At 42.8% G+C, this 21,530-nt stretch carries 17 protein-coding genes and 1 other annotated feature; of the genes, 2 read left to right on the top strand and 15 right to left on the bottom strand.

All coding sequences use genetic code 11. From position 1 onward, the window contains the following. Nucleotides 1–26: 26 nt before the first annotated feature. Nucleotides 27–1,331 carry a folylpolyglutamate synthase/dihydrofolate synthase family protein gene (locus tag NSQ23_RS04270; protein WP_339173222.1) on the bottom strand — a complete coding sequence of 435 codons (1,305 nt, stop codon included), beginning with the start codon at nt 1,329–1,331 and terminating at the stop codon, nt 27–29. Nucleotides 1,332–1,396: 65 nt separating this feature from the next. Beyond that, the gene (locus NSQ23_RS04265) at nt 1,397–4,021 is read right to left on the bottom strand and encodes a valine--tRNA ligase (RefSeq protein WP_339173219.1); all 2,625 of its coding nucleotides are present in this window, start codon (nt 4,019–4,021) and stop codon (nt 1,397–1,399) included. A gap of 41 nt (nt 4,022–4,062) precedes the next feature. Continuing rightward, nucleotides 4,063–4,285 (bottom strand) — a binding site (T-box leader). A gap of 132 nt (nt 4,286–4,417) precedes the next feature. Here NSQ23_RS04265 and NSQ23_RS04260 point away from each other — a divergent pair. Next, nucleotides 4,418–4,609: a hypothetical protein gene (locus NSQ23_RS04260; protein ID WP_091704493.1), complete on the top strand. Its 192-nt coding sequence runs from the start codon at nt 4,418–4,420 to the stop codon at nt 4,607–4,609. On the opposite strand, the gene NSQ23_RS04255 is transcribed toward NSQ23_RS04260, so the two are convergent. The 9 genes from NSQ23_RS04255 to iscB form a co-directional block, all read right to left on the bottom strand. Further along, nucleotides 4,594–5,490, bottom strand: coding sequence for an aminoglycoside phosphotransferase (locus NSQ23_RS04255; protein WP_339173216.1), 897 nt, complete (start codon nt 5,488–5,490; stop codon nt 4,594–4,596). The two genes, NSQ23_RS04260 and NSQ23_RS04255, sit on opposite strands and share 16 nt — an antisense overlap. Before the next feature lie 15 nt (nt 5,491–5,505). Further along, the gene (locus tag NSQ23_RS04250) at nt 5,506–6,450 is read right to left on the bottom strand and encodes a LysM peptidoglycan-binding domain-containing protein (RefSeq protein WP_339173213.1); all 945 of its coding nucleotides are present in this window, start codon (nt 6,448–6,450) and stop codon (nt 5,506–5,508) included. 87 nt (nt 6,451–6,537) lie between these two features. Then, nucleotides 6,538–7,833, bottom strand: coding sequence for a glutamate-1-semialdehyde 2,1-aminomutase (hemL, locus tag NSQ23_RS04245; RefSeq protein WP_339173210.1), 1,296 nt, complete (start codon nt 7,831–7,833; stop codon nt 6,538–6,540). Further along, the gene (hemB, locus tag NSQ23_RS04240) at nt 7,833–8,816 is read right to left on the bottom strand and encodes a porphobilinogen synthase (protein WP_339173207.1); all 984 of its coding nucleotides are present in this window, start codon (nt 8,814–8,816) and stop codon (nt 7,833–7,835) included. The genes hemL and hemB overlap by 1 nt, the downstream gene beginning before the upstream one ends. Then, the gene (locus NSQ23_RS04235) at nt 8,813–9,568 is read right to left on the bottom strand and encodes a uroporphyrinogen-III synthase (protein WP_339173204.1); all 756 of its coding nucleotides are present in this window, start codon (nt 9,566–9,568) and stop codon (nt 8,813–8,815) included. Before NSQ23_RS04235 ends, hemB begins: the two co-directional genes overlap by 4 nt. Beyond that, nucleotides 9,569–10,495 carry a hydroxymethylbilane synthase gene (hemC, locus tag NSQ23_RS04230; RefSeq protein ID WP_339173201.1) on the bottom strand — a complete coding sequence of 309 codons (927 nt, stop codon included), beginning with the start codon at nt 10,493–10,495 and terminating at the stop codon, nt 9,569–9,571. 21 nt (nt 10,496–10,516) lie between these two features. Next, on the bottom strand, nt 10,517–11,332 hold the full coding sequence (ccsA, locus tag NSQ23_RS04225; protein WP_339173199.1) for a cytochrome c biogenesis protein CcsA: 816 nt from the start codon (nt 11,330–11,332) through the stop codon (nt 10,517–10,519). Nucleotides 11,333–11,344: 12 nt separating this feature from the next. Further along, a complete protein-coding gene (gene hemA / locus NSQ23_RS04220; RefSeq protein ID WP_339174279.1) occupies nt 11,345–12,679 on the bottom strand; it encodes a glutamyl-tRNA reductase in 1,335 nt (444 codons plus the stop codon). 60 nt (nt 12,680–12,739) lie between these two features. After that, nucleotides 12,740–14,020: an RNA-guided endonuclease IscB gene (iscB, locus tag NSQ23_RS04215; RefSeq protein WP_096226206.1), complete on the bottom strand. Its 1,281-nt coding sequence runs from the start codon at nt 14,018–14,020 to the stop codon at nt 12,740–12,742. A 407-nt stretch (nt 14,021–14,427) separates the two neighbouring features. Between iscB and NSQ23_RS04210 the strand changes: the two genes are divergently transcribed. Continuing rightward, nucleotides 14,428–14,901 carry a DUF5668 domain-containing protein gene (locus NSQ23_RS04210; RefSeq protein ID WP_035018485.1) on the top strand — a complete coding sequence of 158 codons (474 nt, stop codon included), beginning with the start codon at nt 14,428–14,430 and terminating at the stop codon, nt 14,899–14,901. Between the two features lie 35 nt (nt 14,902–14,936). On the opposite strand, the gene yihA is transcribed toward NSQ23_RS04210, so the two are convergent. The 4 genes from yihA to clpX all read right to left on the bottom strand — a co-directional run bounded on the left by yihA (nt 14,937) and on the right by clpX (nt 21,381). After that, nucleotides 14,937–15,518, bottom strand: coding sequence for a ribosome biogenesis GTP-binding protein YihA/YsxC (gene yihA, locus NSQ23_RS04205; RefSeq protein WP_339173195.1), 582 nt, complete (start codon nt 15,516–15,518; stop codon nt 14,937–14,939). Next, nucleotides 15,515–17,854 (bottom strand): endopeptidase La, encoded by a 2,340-nt coding sequence (lon, locus tag NSQ23_RS04200; protein WP_192948206.1) that lies wholly within the window; start codon nt 17,852–17,854, stop codon nt 15,515–15,517. The genes yihA and lon overlap by 4 nt, the downstream gene beginning before the upstream one ends. Nucleotides 17,855–17,951: 97 nt before the next feature. Beyond that, nucleotides 17,952–19,610 carry an ATP-dependent protease LonB gene (gene lonB / locus NSQ23_RS04195; protein WP_339173192.1) on the bottom strand — a complete coding sequence of 553 codons (1,659 nt, stop codon included), beginning with the start codon at nt 19,608–19,610 and terminating at the stop codon, nt 17,952–17,954. A gap of 508 nt (nt 19,611–20,118) precedes the next feature. Further along, the gene (gene clpX, locus NSQ23_RS04190) at nt 20,119–21,381 is read right to left on the bottom strand and encodes an ATP-dependent protease ATP-binding subunit ClpX (protein WP_339173190.1); all 1,263 of its coding nucleotides are present in this window, start codon (nt 21,379–21,381) and stop codon (nt 20,119–20,121) included. Between the last annotated feature and the right edge of the window lie 149 nt (nt 21,382–21,530).

Genomic DNA, 21,530 nt, shown 5'->3' with positions numbered 1-21,530 from the left:
TATCTATTATACCAACAATCTCTCGTTTAGTTATATTTATTTTTTATAAAATTTCGTACGTTTGAGATGAAATAAAGTGAACCTGTAATTAAAATGATGTCATCAGTTGCGATTTGTTTTCGCTTTTCTTTCAGCCATTGTTTCCAGTCGTTTGTCCATTGCACATTCGGATGTGTCGCTTGTTCAGCTAGTTGCTCAGCAGAAAGGGCACGCGGAAAATCAAACGTTGTAAACGTCATCGTCTCGGCAATCGATTCTAACTTTCGAATCATCGCAGCAACCGGTTTATCCCCTAACGCTGTAAACAGTACGTGTACACTGCGATTCGGATAATGAGCGTTTATTGTCGCAACGAGGCTATCGATGCCTTCTTCGTTATGCGCCCCATCAATAATGATAAGTGGACGTTCATCCATTTTTTCAAATCGCCCGAGCCATGCTGCTTTTCGAATGCCGTTGTACATATGTTCACGCTCAATCAGAAACGAATAATACGTACGTAAATAGTCGGCAACCATCAGCGCAAGCGCGGCGTTTTTCACTTGATGTGCACCGAGCATCGACGTTGTGACATCGCGATATGTCGTAAACGGTGTTTGTAAAGAAAAACGTTCTCCGTCCGTCGTTGGTTCGTGAGCGAAAATGGTAAAATCGCGATCGAGCACATATGCTTTTGCGCGTACCGATGTCGCTTTCTCTTCTACTACTTGTAGCGCCTCCGGCTGATCAATCGCTGTCATAACAGGGATTCCTGCCTTAATAATGCCCGCTTTTTCAAACGCAATTTGTTCAAGTGTATTCCCTAATATATGTATATGATCGTAACCGATGTTTGTAATCACCGATAAAAGCGGATAAATAACGTTCGTTGAATCTAAGCGTCCGCCAAGTCCTACTTCAAAAATGACAACGTCTTGCACGTTCATTTTGCCAAAATAATAAAGTGCCATGGCGGTAATGACTTCAAACTCTGTCGGCCCGCCTAATTCCGTTTGTTCTAACTCCTCTGCTAAAGGCTGAATGATTTGCACAAGTTTAATCAAATCGACATCGCTAATCGGTTGGCCGTTGATGCTTATTCGCTCGTTAAATTGCTCCACATACGGCGATGTAAATGTCCCGACACGATAACCTGCTTCTTGTAAAATGTGACGTAAAAAGCAAACGGTCGATCCTTTTCCGTTCGTCCCACCGACATGAATCGCTTTAATGCGACGCTCTGGATGATCGAGCTTCTCCATCATCCATTCCATTCGTTTAAGTCCCGGTTTGACCCCTAACTTTAACCGTCCATGAATCCATTCAACTGCTTCTTTATATGTACGAACCATGAAAAAAATCCCCCTTTTACTAAAGTGAAAGACGAATCCAAAATGGATTCGTCTTCATCATAAAACTATTGTTTTAATTGTGCAAGACGAGCGCGAACCGCTTCACGCTTTTCGAGATAATCTCGTTCTTTTTTCCGTTCCTCTTCAACTACGTGCGCTGGCGCTTTCGCTAAAAATCCTTCATTACTTAGTTTCTTTTGCACGCGCTCGACTTCTTGATCGAGTTTTTGTAACTCTTTTTCGAGACGTTTCACTTCTTCTTCAATATTAATTAACCCTTCAAGCGGCAAGCTTAGTTCTGCCCCTGTCACAACAGCGGTCATCGCTTTCTCGACCGTTGGAATCGTCGTGTCGATGACAAGCTCGCTAGGATTACAGAAGCGCTCGATATATGAGCGGTTTTTCTGAAGGGTATTCGCAATTTGCTCGTCTTTCGCTTTAATATGCAGCGTAATTGGCTTGCTTAGCGGCGTATTCACTTCTGCGCGAATGTTACGCACGGCACGAATAATATCAACAAGCAAACGCATTTGTTCGGCTGCTTCATGATTGCTTAGTTCAGAACGGACTTGTGGCCACGAAGCAACTGTAATTGACTCTCCTTCATGAGGAAGTTGTTGCCAAATTTCTTCCGTCACAAACGGCATAAACGGATGAAGGAGACGCATCGTTTGATCAAGCACATAAGCAAGAACAGAGCGCGTCGTTTTCTTCGCTTGTTCATCTTCGCCGTATAGCGGCAATTTCGCCATTTCAATATACCAATCGCATAAGTCGTCCCAAATGAAGTTATATAATACGCGACCGACTTCACCAAACTCGTATTTATCGGCAAGTTTTGTTACCGTCTCAATCGTTTCATTTAAACGTGTTAAAATCCAATGATCGGCAACCGATTTTTCGCCATGTAAGTCGATGTCTTCATACGTGAATCCTTCCATGTTCATGAGCGCAAAACGAGAAGCGTTCCAAATTTTATTGACGAAGTTCCATGTCGCTTCAACTTTTTCTGTGCTAAAGCGCAAGTCTTGACCAGGTGCACTTCCTGTCGCTAAAAAGTAACGAAGCGAGTCGGCACCGTACTGATCGATCACATCCATCGGATCAACGCCGTTACCGAGCGATTTACTCATTTTTCGTCCTTGTGCATCGCGTACTAGTCCGTGAATAAGCACATCTTTAAACGGACGTTTTCCTGTAAACTCAAGCGCTTGGAAAATCATGCGCGATACCCAGAAGAAAATGATGTCATATCCTGTTACAAGCACATCCGTTGGATAATAACGGTTATAGTCTGCCGATGTTTCATCCGGCCAGCCCATCGTTGAAAACGGCCAAAGCGCAGAACTAAACCATGTATCTAATACATCTGGATCTTGTTCCCAATTTTCGATATCAGCTGGTGGCTCATGATCGACATACACTTCGCCTGTTTCTTTATGATACCATGCTGGAATACGATGCCCCCACCAAAGTTGGCGAGAAATGCACCAATCGCGAATATTTTCCATCCAATGTAAGTACGTTTTTTCAAACCGCTCTGGGACGAAGTTTACTTTTCCTTCTGTTTTTTGTAGTTCAATCGCAGCTTCAGCAAGCGGCTTCATTTTCACAAACCATTGCGTCGATAAATACGGTTCTACAACAGCACCACTACGTTCACTATGACCAACCGAATGCATATGTTCTTCAATTTTAAATAGCACGCCTTGTGCTTGTAAATCTTTCACGATTTGCTTACGGCATTCGAAGCGGTCGAGCCCCTTATATTGAAGAGCGTTGTCGTTCATCGTACCATCTTCGTTCATGACGAGAATGCGCGGCAAGTTATGACGGTTTCCGATTTCAAAGTCGTTTGGATCATGTGCTGGCGTAATTTTTACTGCCCCAGAACCGAACGACATGTCAACGTACTCATCACCAATAATCGGAATTTCGCGACCGACGATCGGTAAAATGACTGTTTTTCCGATAAGATGTTTATACCGCTCATCTTCTGGATGAACCGCAACGGCTGTATCACCAAGCATCGTTTCTGGACGTGTCGTTGCCACTTCGATATAACCTGAGCCGTCCGCAAGCGGATAGCGCATATGATATAGCGCACCTTGCACATCTTTATATACGACTTCAATGTCCGATAATGCTGTTTTTGTCACTGGATCCCAGTTAATAATATATTCGCCACGATAAATAAGACCTTTTTTATATAGCGAAACGAACACTTCACGCACCGCTTTAGATAGTCCTTCATCAAGCGTAAAGCGCTCTCGCGTATAATCGAGTCCGAGCCCAAGCTTTGCCCACTGGGAGCGAATATGCCCAGCATACTCTTCTTTCCATTTCCACGTTTCTTCAACGAACTTTTCACGTCCTAAGTCGTAGCGCGTCTTTCCTTCATTGCGCAGCTTTTCTTCTACTTTTGCTTGCGTAGCAATACCCGCATGGTCCATGCCTGGAAGCCATAAGACGTCATACCCTTGCATGCGCTTCATGCGCGTAATAATGTCTTGTAACGTCGTATCCCACGCATGTCCTAAATGGAGCTTTCCTGTTACGTTTGGCGGTGGAATGACGATTGTAAACGGCTTTTTCGTTTCATCACTTGTTGCTTCAAAAAACTTTCCTTTTAGCCACCATGCATAGCGATTCGCTTCTACAGCACGATGATCATATTTTGGCGGTAACATACAAATCCCTCCTTCAATCAAATAAAAAACTCCTTTCATCCGAAAAGGACGAAAGGAGACTCTTTCGCGGTACCACCTTTTTTCTTAAGCGATGCTTAAGCACTCAAATCGATAACGGCGATGCACCGGCTTCTCCTACTTTCGTTCGAAGAAGCAGCTCCAGGGCGACCTTCCGACGACCACAAACCTAGGAAATCTCGCAGCTACTGATTTCCCTCTCTGCAAGGCGGGTTGCGCCGTACTCTTCCCTGTCTTCGCTTTTTTCTATTCATACATAATACTATATAAAAATCATATGAATCGTCAATAAGGTTTGCCACATTTTCACTTCGTTATACATATGATAAAAAATAAGAGCTCCAACATGTGGAGCAAAATTGAAAAGGATGTGAGCATATGCGTAGACGTTACAACCCGTACGCTTGGCCACCGTGGCTAAGAAAACTTCGCTTTATTGCTGAACAATGCATCATCCCGATTACCGTCGTTCAGGCGATTCGAACGATTTTATTTCCAACAACGATTGACGTCATTTTACTCGCTATTTTCATTCTTCTTTCCTTCGCTTTACATTACGATTGGATTTGATGTTGTTGCTTTTCTTCTTCCCATTTTCCAATGACATATTCAATATTTTTCATTTGCCAATATGCCCGTTGCCAAGCAGCTGTCAGTTGCCGGTCATGACGTTGTTGTTCGTACCGATGAATGAGACGAACAAACCGATGTGGATCAACAAGTAAATGAAAAAACAATAACCGTTCATCTTCTTCAAGCGCCAATGTTTGTTCATATTGTGCAAGCCACTGTACCGCTTCATCACACGTCAACGGATACGTATACAAATATTGGCGAAAAAATAAGAGTAAATCATGAAATGGTGGAGCCCAGCGCGCCCGTTCGAAACTAATAAAATACGCTGTGCCATCTTCTCGTTCCACATAATGTTGAAACGATGGTCGACCGTGAATATAGCAAATACGCACCGTCTTTTTTTCACGCATGCGCTCGCGCCATTCATTTAACGTATGTTCAGAAAACGAAATGGCGCGCATAACGTCGAGAAAATGAGTGCAACATTGTAACTGAAACGGGGACATATACCATTGTTTTTCACATTGTTCAATATACTGAGTTAATGTTTGTTTTGCTTTTTCAAGTGAGCTTTTTCGTTTCTTATAATAAGATTCGATTTCCGCTTCAGTCGTTTGTATTTCTTTTAATGAATGTTTATGCCATCGCGCTAAATCGTGAAAAAACGATGAGGCTGGTTGCGTCTTTTCTTTTAGCCATGGCATTGTGTAATACCATTGGCCGCCCCGTTTTTTCGTTTCATAAATCGGAATGGCAAGCGGTATGCGTAAGCGGTAAGCTTGCTCAATCGCCTGCCAATAAGCAAATGAATCGATGCGTTTAATCGCGTATGTTCCATTTGTCGTTTCCCATTTTTGCACGCTCGCTTGTTTCATCACCATTCCGCCCTTTTATACTTTACTTGGCGTTGGAATGTATAGTAACTGACCTTCATGTACATCTGCGCCACTTTCAAGGTGATTTGTACGCAACAACTGTTGAACAGATACGTCGTATCGCTCGGCAATCTTGTCCAACGAATCGCCTTGTTGGACAATACAAATTTTCAAACGAGCAAACGCCTGTTCTTCATTTTTACCAAATAGTTTTGTTAAATATAACGCATTTTCATTTCGCTTTTCGTTCGTTTCCCTTCCTTTTAGTTCAAATTGAAAAGACGTTTCTTCTCGCTTGCTCTCCTGTTCTTCTTCATATCCCTTTTGAGTATCAACCTGTTCTTCTTCATGCTCCCCTTGAACATCAATCCGTTCTTCTTTATGTTCGTCATTATCAGCTACCTGTTCTTCATGGAGCATATAAAATGTCGGTACATTGACGATTGTTTCTTGTTCTTCTTTTTCTTCTTCATATACTTCTTGACGGGCAACAGCTTCAAACGGTTCAAAGTCGTCTGCGTTGTACGCATCCCACTCTTCTTCGTCTTCTCGATCATCATCCATTTGAATACCGTGAATGGCCACTTCAGCAATAAGAAGTAATTCGTTTTTCCGTAAGTCATAATCAAATGATTCGATCAGCACATACACTTGTTCAAGATCATCGACTCGCTCTTTTGGAACAGTTACATCAATTGGAAATTGATGTAAAAATTCACCCGTTTCCTCATCACGCATACGCACTTGTTCAATGTATCGCCCGAGTTCAAATGTTTCAACATCTTCTCCATCTTCTTCACGTTTTATATATTCTCCAGATAGTTCTAGCACACCGCGAATATACACGTAATCTTCTTGTTCCTCGATTGTAATTGTCGGTTGTAGCGAAATCGATAATAGTTGATCGACGTGATGTTCACGTCGAAACGCAATCGCTTCTTCAATTGAAAAACGCAACATGCTCATCTCTCCTTCAACGTCCAAGTCATTTCACATTACTATGGTTATGAGAAGAAAAAAAGAAGTATGCATAAAAAAAGCGATGCCCTAGAGGCAATCGCTAATTTTTGCAAACGCACGTCGCGCTGCTTCAATTGTTTTTTCAATATCTTCATCTGTATGCGCAGTGGACAAAAACATGCCTTCAAATTGCGATGGTGGCAAGAAAATGCCTTCATTCGCCATTTCTTGATAATAACGAGCAAATAAGTCTAAATTGGACGTTTTTGCTGTTTCGTAGTTTGTGACGCGCTCATTCGTAAAGAACATGCCGATCATCGAGCCAGCTTGGTTAATCGTATGTGGAATATCATACGCTTTTGCCGCTTCGCTTAATCCTTCCGCTAAACGATTCGCTTTTTTCTTAAACTGCTCATACGTTTCTGGCGTCAGTTGTCGGAGCGTTTCATAGCCAGCTGTCATCGCCATCGGATTTCCTGATAACGTACCGGCTTGATAAATCGGACCACTCGGTGCAATTTTCTCCATAATATCAGCCCGACCGCCGTATGCCCCGACTGGTAGTCCACCACCGATGACTTTTCCAAGGCACGTCAAGTCTGGCTTGACACCGTAATAACCTTGACCGCTATAATAGTCGACACGGAAACCTGTCATCACTTCATCAAAAATAAGAAGGGCACCGTATTCGTTCGTCACATCGCGCAAACCTTGCAAGAAACCTTGTTCTGGCGGAACGACCCCCATATTTCCAGCAACAGGTTCGACAATAACCGCCGCGATATCTTCACCGAACTTTTCAAACGCGTAACGTACGCTTTGTAAATCGTTGTACGGTACAGTAATTGTATGTTGAGCAACCGTTTCCGGCACCCCTGGGCTATCTGGCAAACCGAGTGTCGCTACACCTGACCCCGCTTTAATTAAAAGCGAATCGCCATGTCCGTGATAGCATCCTTCAAATTTGACGATTTTATTTCGTCCTGTATAGCCGCGTGCTAAACGAAGGGCGCTCATTGTCGCTTCTGTTCCCGAGCTAACCATACGAATGATTTCAATAGACGGCATGCGCTCCATGACGAGTTTGGCGAGTTCGTTTTCAATTAACGTTGGAGCACCAAAACTTGTTCCTGTTTCCGCTACTCGTTTTAATGCTTCAACAACTTGATCGTTCGCATGACCTAAAATAAGCGGTCCCCAAGATAAGACGTAATCAATATACTCATTTCCATCAATGTCGTAAATTTTCGAGCCTTTTCCACGCGCCATAAAAATCGGATCCATTTTTACTGCCCGAAATGCGCGCACTGGGCTGTTTACACCGCCAGGCATAAGCTTAACTGCCTCAGCATATGCCGCTTTGGAACGTTCATAACTACGCATCATTTCCCCTCCTTTAACCATCGAGCAACATCTTTTGCAAAATACGTTAAAATTAAGTCGGCGCCTGCGCGCTTCATGCTTGTTAACATTTCAAGTACAACCGATTTTTCATCGATCCAGCCGTTTTGCGCAGCTGCTTTTACCATCGCATATTCTCCGCTTACGTTATAAGCGACAATCGGCAAATGAAAATGATTTTTGAGGTCGCGAATAATATCTAAATACGACAGCGCCGGTTTAACCATTAAAAAGTCAGCACCTTGCTCCACATCTGCTTCTGCTTCACGAAACGCTTCTAGCCGATTAGCAGGATCCATTTGGTACGTTTTACGATCGCCAAACTGCGGCGCGCTATGGGCTGCATCGCGAAATGGACCGTAAAATGCTGATGCGTATTTTACGGCATAGGACATAATTGGCACATATGTAAATCCTTCTTCATCTAGCGCTTGGCGAATCGCTGCGACAAACCCGTCCATCATGTTAGATGGCGCGATGATGTCCGCCCCCGCTTTCGCTTGACTGACTGCTGTTTTTGCCAATAATTCAAGCGTATCGTCGTTGACAATCGTTCCATTTTCTACGATACCACAATGTCCATGGCTCGTATAATGGCATAAACATGTGTCGGCAATCACGACAAGTTCCGGAAATGCGTCTTTGATCGCGCGAATGGCACGTTGAACGACACCGTGCTCACAATACGCTTGCGAAGCGATTTCGTTTTTCTCGTTTGGTACACCAAATACGATAATCGACCGTACACCTAATTGAACAGCCTCTTTTACATCTTCAAGCGCATAGTCAAGCGACTGCTGATACACCCCCGGCATGGAAGGTACTTCGTTTTTTATGTTTTCTCCTTCAATCACAAAAATCGGATAAATGAAATCTTCCATATGAAGATGTGTTTCACGCACCATAGCTCGTAAATTTGCTGTTTGGCGCAAACGACGATGACGTGCAAATTGCATCTTATTCACTCCTTGTAAAATCTTATAAAATATTGATTCAGCTCCTCGATCATTGCATCGATCGTATATGTATGTGGGCAAACGTGAACAGGAATGCCTAAATGAAGAGCTGTCTGTTTCGTAATCGGACCGATACATGCGATGGTGACAAAAGATAAATCAACGTTTTCCCCTGCGATCGCTTCAACAAAGCTATGTACTGTCGATGAACTTGTAAACGTAATCGCATCGATCATCCGTTGTTGAAGAAGTTCGATTATTTTTGGTTTTGCATCTTCATTGTATGTCGTTTCGTATACGATCCAATCTGTGACGTCTGCGATGCTGCTTAATTGCTCTCGCAACGTATCGCGCGCTAAGTTTCCTTTCACAAGCAACACGCGCGCATGCGTAGAAAGTAACGGTTTTAACGCTTCGACTAAACTTTCAGCGACAAATTCATTTGGAATGAGGTCGACAACAACGTTTCGTTTTTGCAATGCTTTCGCTGTTTTTTCCCCTACTGCAGCCACTTTCGGCCACGTTGGTGGTTTCATTTCGCTAATCAGCTCGAAAAAATATTTAACTCCGTTTTGGCTCGTAAATACAATCCAATCAAACGTATGCCATTTGTGTAATAAGTCTTGACCTACTTGTTTTGCCCGTTCAATGCGAATCAATGGTAACTCAATCGGAATCGCACCGTGTTGTTCTAACGCTTGCGATAACGCTTTTGCTTGCGATTTTTCGCGCGTCACAAGCACCCGTTTCCCCCGAAGCATTTACTCCAGCTCCTTTAATACTCGTTCAATGAGTTGTTTCGCTCCTCGTTCAATTAGCCGTTTTGCCGCTTCCGTACCCACTTTTTCGGGCTCTGTTCCTTTCACAACTTCTTTCAATACTTCTGTTCCATTCGGTGTTGCAACAAGTGCTGTAAGCACAATCGCATCTTCATCAACGTACGCATAACCGGCAACAGGCACTTGACAGCCACCTTCAATATGCTGTAAAAATGCTCGCTCTGCGCGAGTGGCTCGTTCCGTTTGCTTATCGGTCAACTTATTTAACCAATGTAAAAGCTCCGCATCATCTTCGCGACATTCAATAGCCAACGCCCCTTGTCCAACGGCTGGGACGCATATGTCGGTCGATAAATATTGTGTGATGACTTCTTTCGCCCATCCCATGCGATGCAATCCAGCAGCTGCCAGTATAATGGCATCGTACGCATCTGTTTGTAATTTCGCCAAACGAGTGTCAATGTTGCCACGAATCCATTGAATTTGTAAATCTGGACGAACGGCTAACAGCTGCGCGGAACGTCGTAAACTGCTCGTTCCAACAACTGCTCCGCTTGGTAGTTGTTCAAACGGAATATGCCCTTTGGAAATAAGCACATCGCGATGGTCTTCACGCTTCGGTACGCATCCGATCATTAATCCGTCTGGCAAAACAGCAGGCATATCTTTCATACTATGAACGGCAAAATCAATTTCGCGATCTAGCATCGCTTGTTCAATTTCTTTCACGAACAACCCTTTGCCCCCTACTTTCGATAACGTCACATGTAAAATTTGATCGCCTTTTGTGACGATTTCTTTTACTTCAAATTCAAACGGGGCCCCGAGTTGTTTCAGTTGTTCGATGACCCAATTTGTTTGAGTTAGCGCTAACTTGCTACGGCGCGAACCAACAATAATTTTCCTCATTTTTCTTTCCTCCAACAATCGCTAAAAATGAAATTGCGATAACGTACCAAACAAAAAGAAATTAATAAGCAAAATAAGGAACGAGCCGACATTCCAAACTGCCATTTCTTTCCCTTGTATCCCTTTGACAGCTCGCTTATATAAATAAAAACTGTATGTTGCCAATACAGTAAACGAACCGAGCACTTTTGCATCGTATAAAACGAAATGATCTACTTTCATATATGCCCAAACAACACCTAAAATTAAACTCAATAACAAAATCGGAACACCGACACCATTAAGCACGTACGCAAGGTCATCAAACTTGGCTAAATCACCAAGCCGCCATAACCGCTTTCCCCATTTTTTCTTCTTCAATAACTCGTATTGGAGCAAATATAAAAGGGAAAACATAAACGAAATCGAAAATGCCCCGTATGATAAAATAGCCATCGTAATGTGAATAAACAACAGTTCAGACATCAATTGCTCTGCGATCTCAACAGTATACGGCGTCGGTGCGAACGTATGCAATGAAAGAACAAAAAACGCTAATACGTTTGTGAAAAAGACGAGAAAATCAACGCGCAGCCACCTATTAATCGCGAGCGATAACGTAATAAGTAACCACGCGTAAAACGACAGCCCCTCCGCAAGTGTTAAAACAGGGAATTTCCCTGTCTCGACCATTCTCGCAAAAAAGAAAAATGTTTGCATCCCCCAAACAATAGAAAGCAACCCGAAAGCAATGCGGTTTGCCTTCCGGTTGTGATGAAGAAAATCAATAAAATAAAATAAAACGGACGATGCATGTAAAAGAAGCGAGAGTTCATACCATCTCGTCATATCAAACATATGTGATCTTCCTTACGATTGAAAAGATGGTTCTGTCGCTCGCTCGTGAACACAGCTTATCTCTTTTTGTTGCTGCTTCACTTGTTGTTCAATATTGAAAATTTTCATAAACAACTGAAGCGCTTCCTCTGCATTGTCCTCTGCAGCCAATTCTTTTGCGCGCAAAATCGGATCGCGCAACAATTGATTGACGATACTTTTTGTATGTTTGTTTAACACTTTTTTATCGCGTTCCGATAAATGCGGTAATTTTCGCTCTAAACTTTTCATCGTTTCTTCTTGAATAAGCATCGCTTTTTCACGCAAAGCTGCAATAATCGGCACAACTCCGAGCATATGCAACCATTGTTGAAACTCGTCCATTTCCTCAGCAATCATACGTTCAATTTGCTCGGCCGCTTTTTTCCGCTCGGCTAAATTCGCTTCAACAATATCTTGCAAGTCGTCAATATCATATAAAAAGATGCTATCTAACTCAGCAAGCGCAGGATCTAAATCGCGTGGCACAGCAATATCAATCATAAAAAACGGACGACCTTTGCGCATTTTTTCAATGACAGCCATCGTTTCTTTTGTGATGACGTATTGCTTTGCGCCTGTCGAACTAATTAAAATGTCTGCTTCCAACAACGCACATTGCAATTGTGATAATGGCTTGGCGTCCCCTTGGAATCGTTCGGCAAGTTGCTGCGCCTTTTCAAACGTACGATTCACGACCGTCACGCGTTTGACGCCGCTTCCGTACAAGTTTTGCAGGGCCAATTCTCCCATTTTTCCAGCACCTAATATAAGCACATGTTTATTTTTTAGATCGCCAAAAATTTTTTTCGCCAATTCCACCGCTGCATAGCTGACAGATACGGCATTGGCGCCGATTTCTGTTTCGGCATGGGCGCGTTTAGCAAGCGTAATCGCTTGTTTAAATAGCTGTTTAAACACCGTGCCTATTGTGTTTTCTTGTTGCGCTAAAAGAAAACTTGTGCGCACTTGCCCAAGAATTTGTGTTTCACCTAAAATCATCGAATCAAGCCCGCAAGCGACGCGGAATAAATGTTCAATCGCTTCACGCTCTTCATAAATGCGCAAATACGGAGCGATTTGTTCTTTATCAAGGCCAAACCAATCCGCCAAAAATGTTTTTATATAATAACGCCCTGTGTTTAGTTGATCGACAACTGCGTAAATTTCCGTACGGTTACATGTCGATAAGATGACGTTTTCTAACATGCTCTTTTGCTTTTGTAGCGCTTTCATCGCTTCAGCAAGTTCCGTTTGATTAAACGTCAATTTCTCACGAATTTCGACAGGGGCTGTACGATAGTTCACGCTGACAACAACGACATACATTCCCATCACGAAACTTACGCAAGGAAGCCCCTGCCTTTAGGCACGGGGAGGAATTGCACCTTACGCAAGTTCCGCCACCCCCTTTCCATAAGCATATCCGTCAAATCGCTGAATGACTTGGACATATCTATAATTTATTCCTTGTGCGATACGCTTTCCGTCCTTGCCTTTAATATCGAAACTTCCAGTCTTTCTACATGCGACTTCGCCAAACCAAACGCCTTGATATTTCCCTCTTGGGACAACAGCCTTAACCATGTCCCCTGTTTGAAAACCAAAGAAGAATTTTTGTCTTGCAAGATAACCTCTTGGGAAGCCATATCTATCTAGGTTTGTACGAGAGCGACTACCACGCCCTTTTGCCTTGATAAATAACACTTCTTTTGTTTTGAAATATAAGTGATTTGTTGTGCTTTCGCCTACACAACAAGCGTCAAAATAATGTGTTTTCGGCAAGTCTAAACGAATACGATTCATTTTTGTTCGTGCACCTGTTCCACACTCGACATCTAATCCTGTCTGCTTTAACACTTCATACGCTTTCCATCTTGTCGAGTTGATAGCACTTGTATCCTTTAATGTTTCTTTGACTTGCTTTTGAATGTGCGGATACCCGAATTCTTCTGCTGTCTTACTTCCTTTGCGCTGATTACAGTCATGACAGGCAAGACATAGGTTATCCACTCGGTCTGTTCCACCTCTCGATTTTGGAATGATATGCTCCACTTCAAGTGGAACATTTTCTTTTCCGCAATAACAACACTTCCGCCCAAACTTTTCAAGCAAATACTCCCGTACTTCATATCCTTGTAGCGTGCCTTGTTGATACTCTACACCATTGATTTCAGGATTTCGCATGAGTTGCGTGTCGAATTTGGCATTTTCGTATGATATATACCCAATGGGGCATAACTTCTTTAGGCGGTTAACCCATGTTTGGATATTTTGCACGCGACTCTCTAGTGATGACGGCAACCACCCCTCCTTTCGCTTGCGGTTCAGAAAGCGTGGTTTTCTGTATCTTGTTTTTCGATTTCGTCTTGCTCGACGAAAAGCACGCCTTTTATCTATTCTTTCCTTGATGTCTGTGCGATGGTCAAGTTGCCCTAACCATACCACTTCTTGTCCTCGCAAAATCGCTAATCCTGTATGCCTGCTTCCATAGTCGATTTTTAGCCGATATGTTGCTTTAATTTCTGATTCGTCTACTGATTTTTTCAAGATGATGGTAAATGGAAATCGCCTGTAAATCGCCGCCTTCCCTTGTTTCAACAGCTTTCTTGCAACTGCTTCGTGACAAGGAGCAAGCGGACGTTTGTTTGTGTCTAACACAAAAACCATAGGGTTCTCCCCTTTCCTCTGCATAAAGCAGGTCATATTCTCCTCGACCATGTTATAGATGCTTGTTATGTGCAAGACACTAGCGCTACCCACCACGCTTGTTTAACCTTGCACGACAGAGGAACGGGCTGGAGAAGCACCCGAACGTGTCATGACATCTATAACGTAGGCTCTGTTTCAAGCCTTGGTCTGGTCAACATGGGGCTTACAAGCCCATGACTTTAGTCATTGGGTTGTTGACCCCGAAGTTTAAAGTCATCTCATTTCATTATAGCACGTCTACATTGTTTTTTCCTTATAAAGTGTGAATACAATTTGACAACTTTCGATCTTTCTTAAATGGCGCGCATTTAGTAAACTAGGAACAGATGCTGTTTTAAGTGTCGCATGGAATTGGGGGATTTTCAATGAAAAAACGTGGTATTTTTTCTGGCATCATCTTAATCGGTTTTGGGATGTATTTTTTACTTGAGCGATTTTCACTTTTTCCATCTTTCCATACGTGGCCAACGTTGTTGTTCATTACCGGAATCGCTTTTTTAGGTCAAGCGTACATCGGAAAAGACTACTCCGCTATTTTATCCGGTGTTGTGTTCACAGGAATTGGCGTTCATTTTCATCTCGCTTCGCGCCTTTCATCATGGCCGGATCATATAAGCATGGTCACCTTTATTATCGCGCTCGGATTGTTGCTACAGTACATAAAAACGAAACAAGCATTGCTTCCTACCGTTTTACTTTTTGTTTTGTCGATCATTTTTTTATTTTCACATCGGCTTCAACAAGTGTTTACATCCGTAACGTTTGATTCACTCATTCATATTTGGCCATTGTCGTTCATTTTGATCGGATTGTACTTATTATTCATAAAAAAAGGCTAACTATACAAAAAATGTGGGTCAATCACCCACATTTTTTACATCCATTTTTGCAATGCTCCCCACGCTTCATCTTTCCCTTGTCCTGTTTCAGCCGAAAAAATAATAAGTTCGTCATCTGGAACGAGACGCAATGTTTCTTTGGCGACTTTCTCATGTTGTTGCCATTTCCCGCGTGGAATTTTATCCGCTTTCGTTGCGATGACGAGCGTCGGAATGTTGTAATGTTTTAAAAACTCATACATCATCACATCATCTTTCGTTGGGGGATGACGCAAATCAACGATCAACAACGCTGCCTTCAGCTGTTCACGTGTCGTAAAATACGTTTCAATCATTTTCCCCCATGCTTCGCGTTCTGTTTTTGATACTTTCGCAAATCCATATCCCGGCACGTCAACAAAATAAAACGCATCGTTAATGCGATAAAAGTTCAATGTTTGTGTCTTTCCAGGTTTTGACGAAGTGCGCGCAAAATTTTTTCGGTTAATCATTTTATTAATAAACGACGATTTTCCGACGTTTGAGCGCCCAGCAAGCGCAAACTCTGGGAGCTGGCCTGCTGGATATTGTTCTTGCTTCACAGCGCTAATGACCATTTCTACGTTTGTAATTTTCATTTTTCTCCACCTACCAAAGCATGTTCAAGTACATCATCAATATGTGAAACGAGAACAAACTGCAATTGTTTTTTTACAACCTCTGGAATATCTTCTAAATCTTTTTCGTTTTCTTTCGGTAAAATGACTTTCTTTAATCCGGCGCGATGGGCGCTTAACACTTTTTCTTTCACACCACCAATCGCAAGCACACGACCGCGCAATGTAATTTCCCCTGTCATGCCGACAAAGCGACTGACTGGTTTTCCCGTCAATGCAGAAATAAGTGCTGTCGCCATCGTAATCCCTGCTGATGGACCGTCTTTTGGTACTGCTCCTTCTGGCACATGAATATGAATATCTAGTTTTTCATGAAACTCCGGATCAATGCCGAGTTCTTTTGCTTTCGAGCGAATGTATGTAAATGCTGCCTGAGCAGATTCTTTCATCACATCGCCTAATTGACCCGTCAACGTCAGTTTTCCTTTTCCAGGAGCAATGGACACTTCAATCGCTAGCGTATCTCCACCAGCTGTAGTATATGCAAGACCTGTCGCTACCCCGACTTGATCTTCATTCTCTGCCTGTCCGTAATGATATTTCGGTTTTCCTAAAAATTCACTTACATTTTTTTCTGTGACTACGATGCGCTTTCGTCCTTCTGACACGATCGTTTTTGCGGCTTTGCGACAAATCGATGCAAGTTGGCGCTCTAAGTTGCGCACACCTGCTTCGCGTGTATAATAGCGAATCACTTGCATGATCGCATCATCGCGCATATGAAGCATGCGCTTTTGCAAACCGTGTGCTTCCATTTGTTTCGGTAATAAATGTTCTTTTGCAATGTGCAATTTTTCAATTTCTGTATAACTCGGAATCGTGATAACTTCCATTCGATCGAGCAGCGGACGCGGAATTGTCGCGAGCGTATTCGCTGTCGCAATAAACATCACTTTAGATAAGTCATATGGCTCCTCAATATAATGATCGCTAAAGGAATGGTTTTGTTCTGGATCTAACACTTCCAATAGTGCAGCAGAAGGGTCACCGCGAAAATCGCTTGACATTTTATCAATTTCATCAAGCAAAAATACAGGATTGATCGTTCCTGCTTTTTTCATTCCTTGAATAATGCGTCCCGGTAAAGCCCCGACGTACGTGCGGCGATGTCCACGAATTTCCGATTCATCTCGCACCCCACCGAGCGAAATACGAACGAAATGTCGATTTAACGTTTTTGCAATCGAACGAGCGAGCGATGTTTTTCCAACTCCCGGCGGGCCAACTAAACAAAGAATTGGACCTCGCAACGAGTTCGTCAGTTGTTGCACAGCTAAATATTCAAGAACGCGCTCTTTTACCGTTTCGAGCCCGTAATGTTCTTCGTTTAAAATTTTTTCTGCACGGTGAATATCGTGAATATCTTCTGTTTGTTTCGTCCATGGCAAGGCAAGCAACCAATCCAAATAGTTGCGAATGACCCCGCTTTCTGCCGAAGCAGCAGGTACTTTTTCATAGCGATCTAATTCTTTTAACGCCGTAGCTTTAACATGCTCAGGCATTCCTGCTTGTTCAATTTTTTCACGCAACAACTCAATCTCGCCAGCTTTTCCTTCTTTTTCGCCGAGCTCTTTTTGAATGGCCTTCATTTGCTCGCGTAAATAATATTCTTTTTGCGTCCGCTCCATCGACTGTTTCACGCGCTGGCTAATTCGTTTCTCTAAATGTAAAATTTCTTTTTCATTATGAAGAATTTGAATGATTTGATGCACACGCTCTTTCACATCGACCGCTTCAAGCAATCGTTGTTTTTCTTCAAGCTTTAACGGCAAATGGGAAGCGATAATATCCGCCATTCGTCCCGCTTGCTGAATGTCCATGACAGATGTATAAATATCTGCAGACAACTTTTTCGATAGTTTTATGTATTGCTCAAAATATTCAAGCATCGTACGGCGCAATGCTTCAAGTTCCATATCGTCCTTTTCATTGTCGGTAAACTGTTCAATTTGCACGACATAGCAAGGATCTTCACTTACCCATTTTAATACTTTTCCGCGCGATATTCCTTCAACGAGCACACGAAATGTCCCGTTCGGCAACTTCAATAATTGCTTCACCCGCGCAACCGTCCCCATATCATATAAATCTTCAAGTTCCGGATCATCAATTTGTACGTCTTTTTGCGACGTTAATAACACGAGATTGTCTTCAACCATCGCTTTTTCTAACGCCTGCACGGATTTTTCCCGTCCAACATCTAAATGCAATACTGTCGTCGGGAACACAAGTAATCCTCTTAACGGCAAGAGTGGAATCACTTTATTTTTCTTTCTCGCCACAACCCGCACCTCCATCATACTTCTATTGCCCTATTGTATAGTACATTATAGAGTTTGTAAAATCTTTCATCGTAAAAAATCGACTTCAACGCTCCGTTGAAGCCGATCGCTTTCACATCCGCTCTGTTTTTGGTAAATGATGACGCATCGGAACAGAACGAACGTGTTCGTGAAATAAGAAAGAAAGAACATCGCCAATATGGTCAACTGGAACAATTTCAATGCCCGTTACTTGCCTTAAAATTGACTGCATATTCTCCCGTGGAATGATAACCGTTTTTGCACCAGCTTGTTTCGCTGCCTTCACTTTTGGAAAAATACCCCCAACTGGCTTCACGTTGCCATGTACACCAATTTCTCCCGTCATTGCTATTGTTGGATGAACAGGTAAGCGATAAATCGCAGAGTAAATCCCAATCGCCATCGCTACACCAGCAGAAGGGCCGTCAATTGGAACACCACCTGGAAAGTTTACATGAATATCATATTGATCTGCAGGCACACCAAGTGAACGTAAAACAGTAATGACATTTTCAATTGAGCCGCGCGCCATACTTTTGCGACGAATCGACTTGCCCTGGCCACCAATTTGTTCTTCTTCGACAATGCCCGTCATATTGATCGTCCCTTTTTCTTTTGTCGGCAACACCGCTACTTCGATCTCTAGCAACGCTCCGCTATTTGGGCCATAAACTGCTAATCCATTCACTAATCCAATTTTCGCTTCTTGTCCCACTTTTTTCTCATAGCGTGGCGATAATTGACTTGATTGAATAACCCATTCAATATCTTGGCGTAAAATTTTAGAACGTTTCTCAGAAATGACGATTCCCGCCGCGATTTGCAACGTATTGACCGCTTCCCTTCCGTTGCGCGCGTACATCGCTAGCTCATTTACCGCTTGTTCTTCAATCGGGAGGTTTACTTTTTCTGCTGCCTTTTTCACAATTTGAGCAATTTCTTCTTGTTCTAGCTCTCTGAAAAAGACTTCCATACATCGCGAGCGAATGGCTGGCGGTATTTCGTTTGGCGTTCGCGTTGTTGCACCAACGAGCCGAAAATCAGCAGGCAGGCCGTTTTTGAAAATGTCATGAATGTGGTTTGGAATGTTCGGATTTTCTTCGCTATAATATGCGCTTTCGAAAAATACTTTTCGGTCCTCTAACACTTTTAATAGCTTGTTCATTTGAATAGGGTGCAATTCACCAATTTCATCAATAAATAATATGCCACCGTGGGCGTTCGTCACTGCCCCTTGCTTCGGTTGCGGGATGCCGGCTTGTCCCATTGCACCCGCCCCTTGATAAATCGGATCATGCACAGAACCGATGAGCGGATCCGCAATGCCGCGTTCATCAAAGCGGGCAGTCGTCGCATCTAACTCAACGAATACCGCATCTTTTCGAAAAGGGGACAGAGGATTTTTTTTCGCTTCTTCTAACACGAGACGAGCGGCCGCTGTTTTTCCAACACCTGGTGGCCCGTAAATGATGACGTGTTGCGGATTCGGTCCACATAATGCAGCTTTTAATGCTTTTATGCCATCTTCTTGACCAACAATATCATCAAACGTCTTTGGACGCACTTTTTCAGCAAGCGGCTCCGTGAGCGAAATCGAACGCATTTTCCGAAGTTGTTCCATCTCTTTTCGTGCTTCTTTGTCAATCGAAATTTTTTGCGTCCGTTGACTTTTTAATAAGTTTAAAAAATATAGACCGATAATGATCCCGAAAAACAACTGAATAAGCAGCGCAATATTTGTCCAATTCATCCTATTTCGCGCAGGAGACTCCCACTTCAACGACCAAAGGGAGTAAGTGGGAGAGGAATGCGCGTTCCCCCTTTCTTTTGTGTATGATATAATAAAGGCGTGGAGAAAACCGTTCAATAAAGGCACTCCAATAACTGCTACTCGATGTATGGAGTTGGTTACAGGAAACGTTGTAACCGTAAAACATCGAGCGTAGGTCCGTCTGTTGTGTGTGGAAGCCAAGTACTGCCAACAGACACACCGAGAGAATCGGTAACGATGCAGGCATGACCTGCGTCGTTGGGTAGTCGTCAACCTGCCCCTGATGCAACCCCAAGTCAAGGAAGGAGGAAGAAGTCCGTTTGCACTTCTGGGGAGTTGCAAGCCCTCACTTCAAGCGTTAGCTAAGTGGGGGTAGTTGACGGCCGTTCCTCCTGCATATGTACTGTATGCATAGTATCTCCGAGCGAGGAAAGAAATAAACAAAAAAAGATCGACTTTCCGATTCGGAAAATCGATCTTTTTCCATTTACGCAGATGTTTTTCTTTCGTATTCGATAATCGTTCCATCGTGTAAAATGAGAAGCGGCGCTTTTTCTCCGCGTACCGTTTGTGCAGTAATGACACATTTTTTCACATCTTCACGTGATGGCAATTCAAACATAACATCAAGCATAATGCCTTCAATAATGGAACGTAAGCCACGCGCTCCTGTTTTTCGTTCAATCGCACGTCTCGCGATTTCACGAAGTGCCTCTTCTTCAAATTCAAGTTCAACATCGTCAAGCTCAAGCATTTTTTCATATTGCTTCACAAGCGCATTTTTCGGCTTGACTAAAATATCAACAAGCGCATCTTCATCGAGCGGTTGCAAGCTCGTAATGACCGGAAGACGTCCAACAAATTCTGGAATTAATCCGAATTTTAATAAGTCTTCTGGCAACACTTTCGACAACAAGTCCTTTTCTTCAACTTCCGTTTGTGCATCCGAACTAAATCCGATCACTTTTTTACCGAGGCGGCGTTTAATAATTGGCTCTAAACCGTCAAACGCCCCACCGCAAATGAATAAAATGTTTGTCGTGTCAATTTGAATGAATTCTTGGTGCGGATGCTTGCGCCCCCCTTGTGGCGGCACACTCGCAATAGTACCTTCTAAAATTTTTAATAATGCTTGCTGTACCCCTTCACCAGATACGTCGCGCGTAATGGAAGGGTTTTCTGATTTCCGCGCAATTTTGTCAATTTCATCGATGTAAATAATTCCTTTTTCTGCTCGCTCAATATCATAATCTGCAGCTTGAATGAGTTTCAACAAAATGTTTTCAACGTCTTCACCGACATACCCGGCTTCTGTTAGCGATGTCGCATCAGCGATCGCAAATGGCACATTTAAGATGCGTGCAAGCGTTTGAGCGAGCAACGTTTTTCCACTTCCTGTCGGCCCGATCATTAAAATATTACTTTTCGCTAATTCAACATCGTCAATTTTACTGTTTGAATTAATGCGTTTGTAATGGTTGTACACTGCCACAGAAAGCGCTTTTTTTGCCTCATCTTGTCCGATGACGTACTCATCTAAAATTTCGCGAATTTCCTTCGGTTTCGGTACATCTTTAAATTCTACTTCTTCTTCCGATCCAAGCTCCTCCTGCACAATTTCAGTACACAATTCAATACATTCATCACATATGTATACGCCTGGGCCAGCAACAAGCTTGCGCACTTGTTCTTGCGTTTTGCCGCAAAACGAGCATTTTAACTGCCCTTTTTCATCATTAAATTTAAACATGTTTTCACCCCTTATTCCTTTACGATCATATGTACATAAAAATGAAAAAACGTTATGTATTCGTCATTTTATCATAAATCTTTAAAAGTATGCCAATAAAAATGCAAATGTGCGTGAAAAGTTAGAAAACTTCCATAGTGATTTATATG

Origin of the sequence: Anoxybacillus sp. FSL W8-1294, from assembly GCF_037965005.1 — a bacterium.
Classification (GTDB): Bacteria; Bacillota; Bacilli; order Bacillales; family Anoxybacillaceae; genus Anoxybacillus; species Anoxybacillus flavithermus_G.
Note: the sequence above shows the minus strand (reverse complement) of the source record. Positions and strands in the feature narration are given on the sequence as shown.

Bases quoted from the DNA above. Each gene is read 5' to 3' on its own strand.
- hemL (WP_339173210.1), bottom strand. From the start codon at position 7,833: ATGCGTAGTTATGAACGTTCCAAAGCGGCATATGCTGAGGCAGTTAAG.
- NSQ23_RS04270 (WP_339173222.1), bottom strand. From the start codon at position 1,331: ATGGTTCGTACATATAAAGAAGCAGTTGAATGGATTCATGGACGGTTA.
- NSQ23_RS04265 (WP_339173219.1), bottom strand. From the start codon at position 4,021: ATGTTACCGCCAAAATATGATCATCGTGCTGTAGAAGCGAATCGCTAT.
- hemA (WP_339174279.1), bottom strand. From the start codon at position 12,679: ATGTATGTCGTTGTTGTCAGCGTGAACTATCGTACAGCCCCTGTCGAA.
- NSQ23_RS04210 (WP_035018485.1), top strand. From the start codon at position 14,428: ATGAAAAAACGTGGTATTTTTTCTGGCATCATCTTAATCGGTTTTGGG.
- ccsA (WP_339173199.1), bottom strand. From the start codon at position 11,332: ATGTTTGATATGACGAGATGGTATGAACTCTCGCTTCTTTTACATGCA.
- yihA (WP_339173195.1), bottom strand. From the start codon at position 15,518: ATGAAAATTACAAACGTAGAAATGGTCATTAGCGCTGTGAAGCAAGAA.
- NSQ23_RS04250 (WP_339173213.1), bottom strand. From the start codon at position 6,450: ATGTTGCGTTTTTCAATTGAAGAAGCGATTGCGTTTCGACGTGAACAT.
- NSQ23_RS04255 (WP_339173216.1), bottom strand. From the start codon at position 5,490: ATGAAACAAGCGAGCGTGCAAAAATGGGAAACGACAAATGGAACATAC.
- clpX (WP_339173190.1), bottom strand. From the start codon at position 21,381: ATGTTTAAATTTAATGATGAAAAAGGGCAGTTAAAATGCTCGTTTTGC.
- iscB (WP_096226206.1), bottom strand. From the start codon at position 14,020: ATGGTTTTTGTGTTAGACACAAACAAACGTCCGCTTGCTCCTTGTCAC.
- hemC (WP_339173201.1), bottom strand. From the start codon at position 10,495: ATGAGGAAAATTATTGTTGGTTCGCGCCGTAGCAAGTTAGCGCTAACT.
- NSQ23_RS04260 (WP_091704493.1), top strand. From the start codon at position 4,418: ATGCGTAGACGTTACAACCCGTACGCTTGGCCACCGTGGCTAAGAAAA.
- lon (WP_192948206.1), bottom strand. From the start codon at position 17,854: ATGGAGGTGCGGGTTGTGGCGAGAAAGAAAAATAAAGTGATTCCACTC.
- NSQ23_RS04235 (WP_339173204.1), bottom strand. From the start codon at position 9,568: ATGCTTCGGGGGAAACGGGTGCTTGTGACGCGCGAAAAATCGCAAGCA.
- lonB (WP_339173192.1), bottom strand. From the start codon at position 19,610: ATGAATTGGACAAATATTGCGCTGCTTATTCAGTTGTTTTTCGGGATC.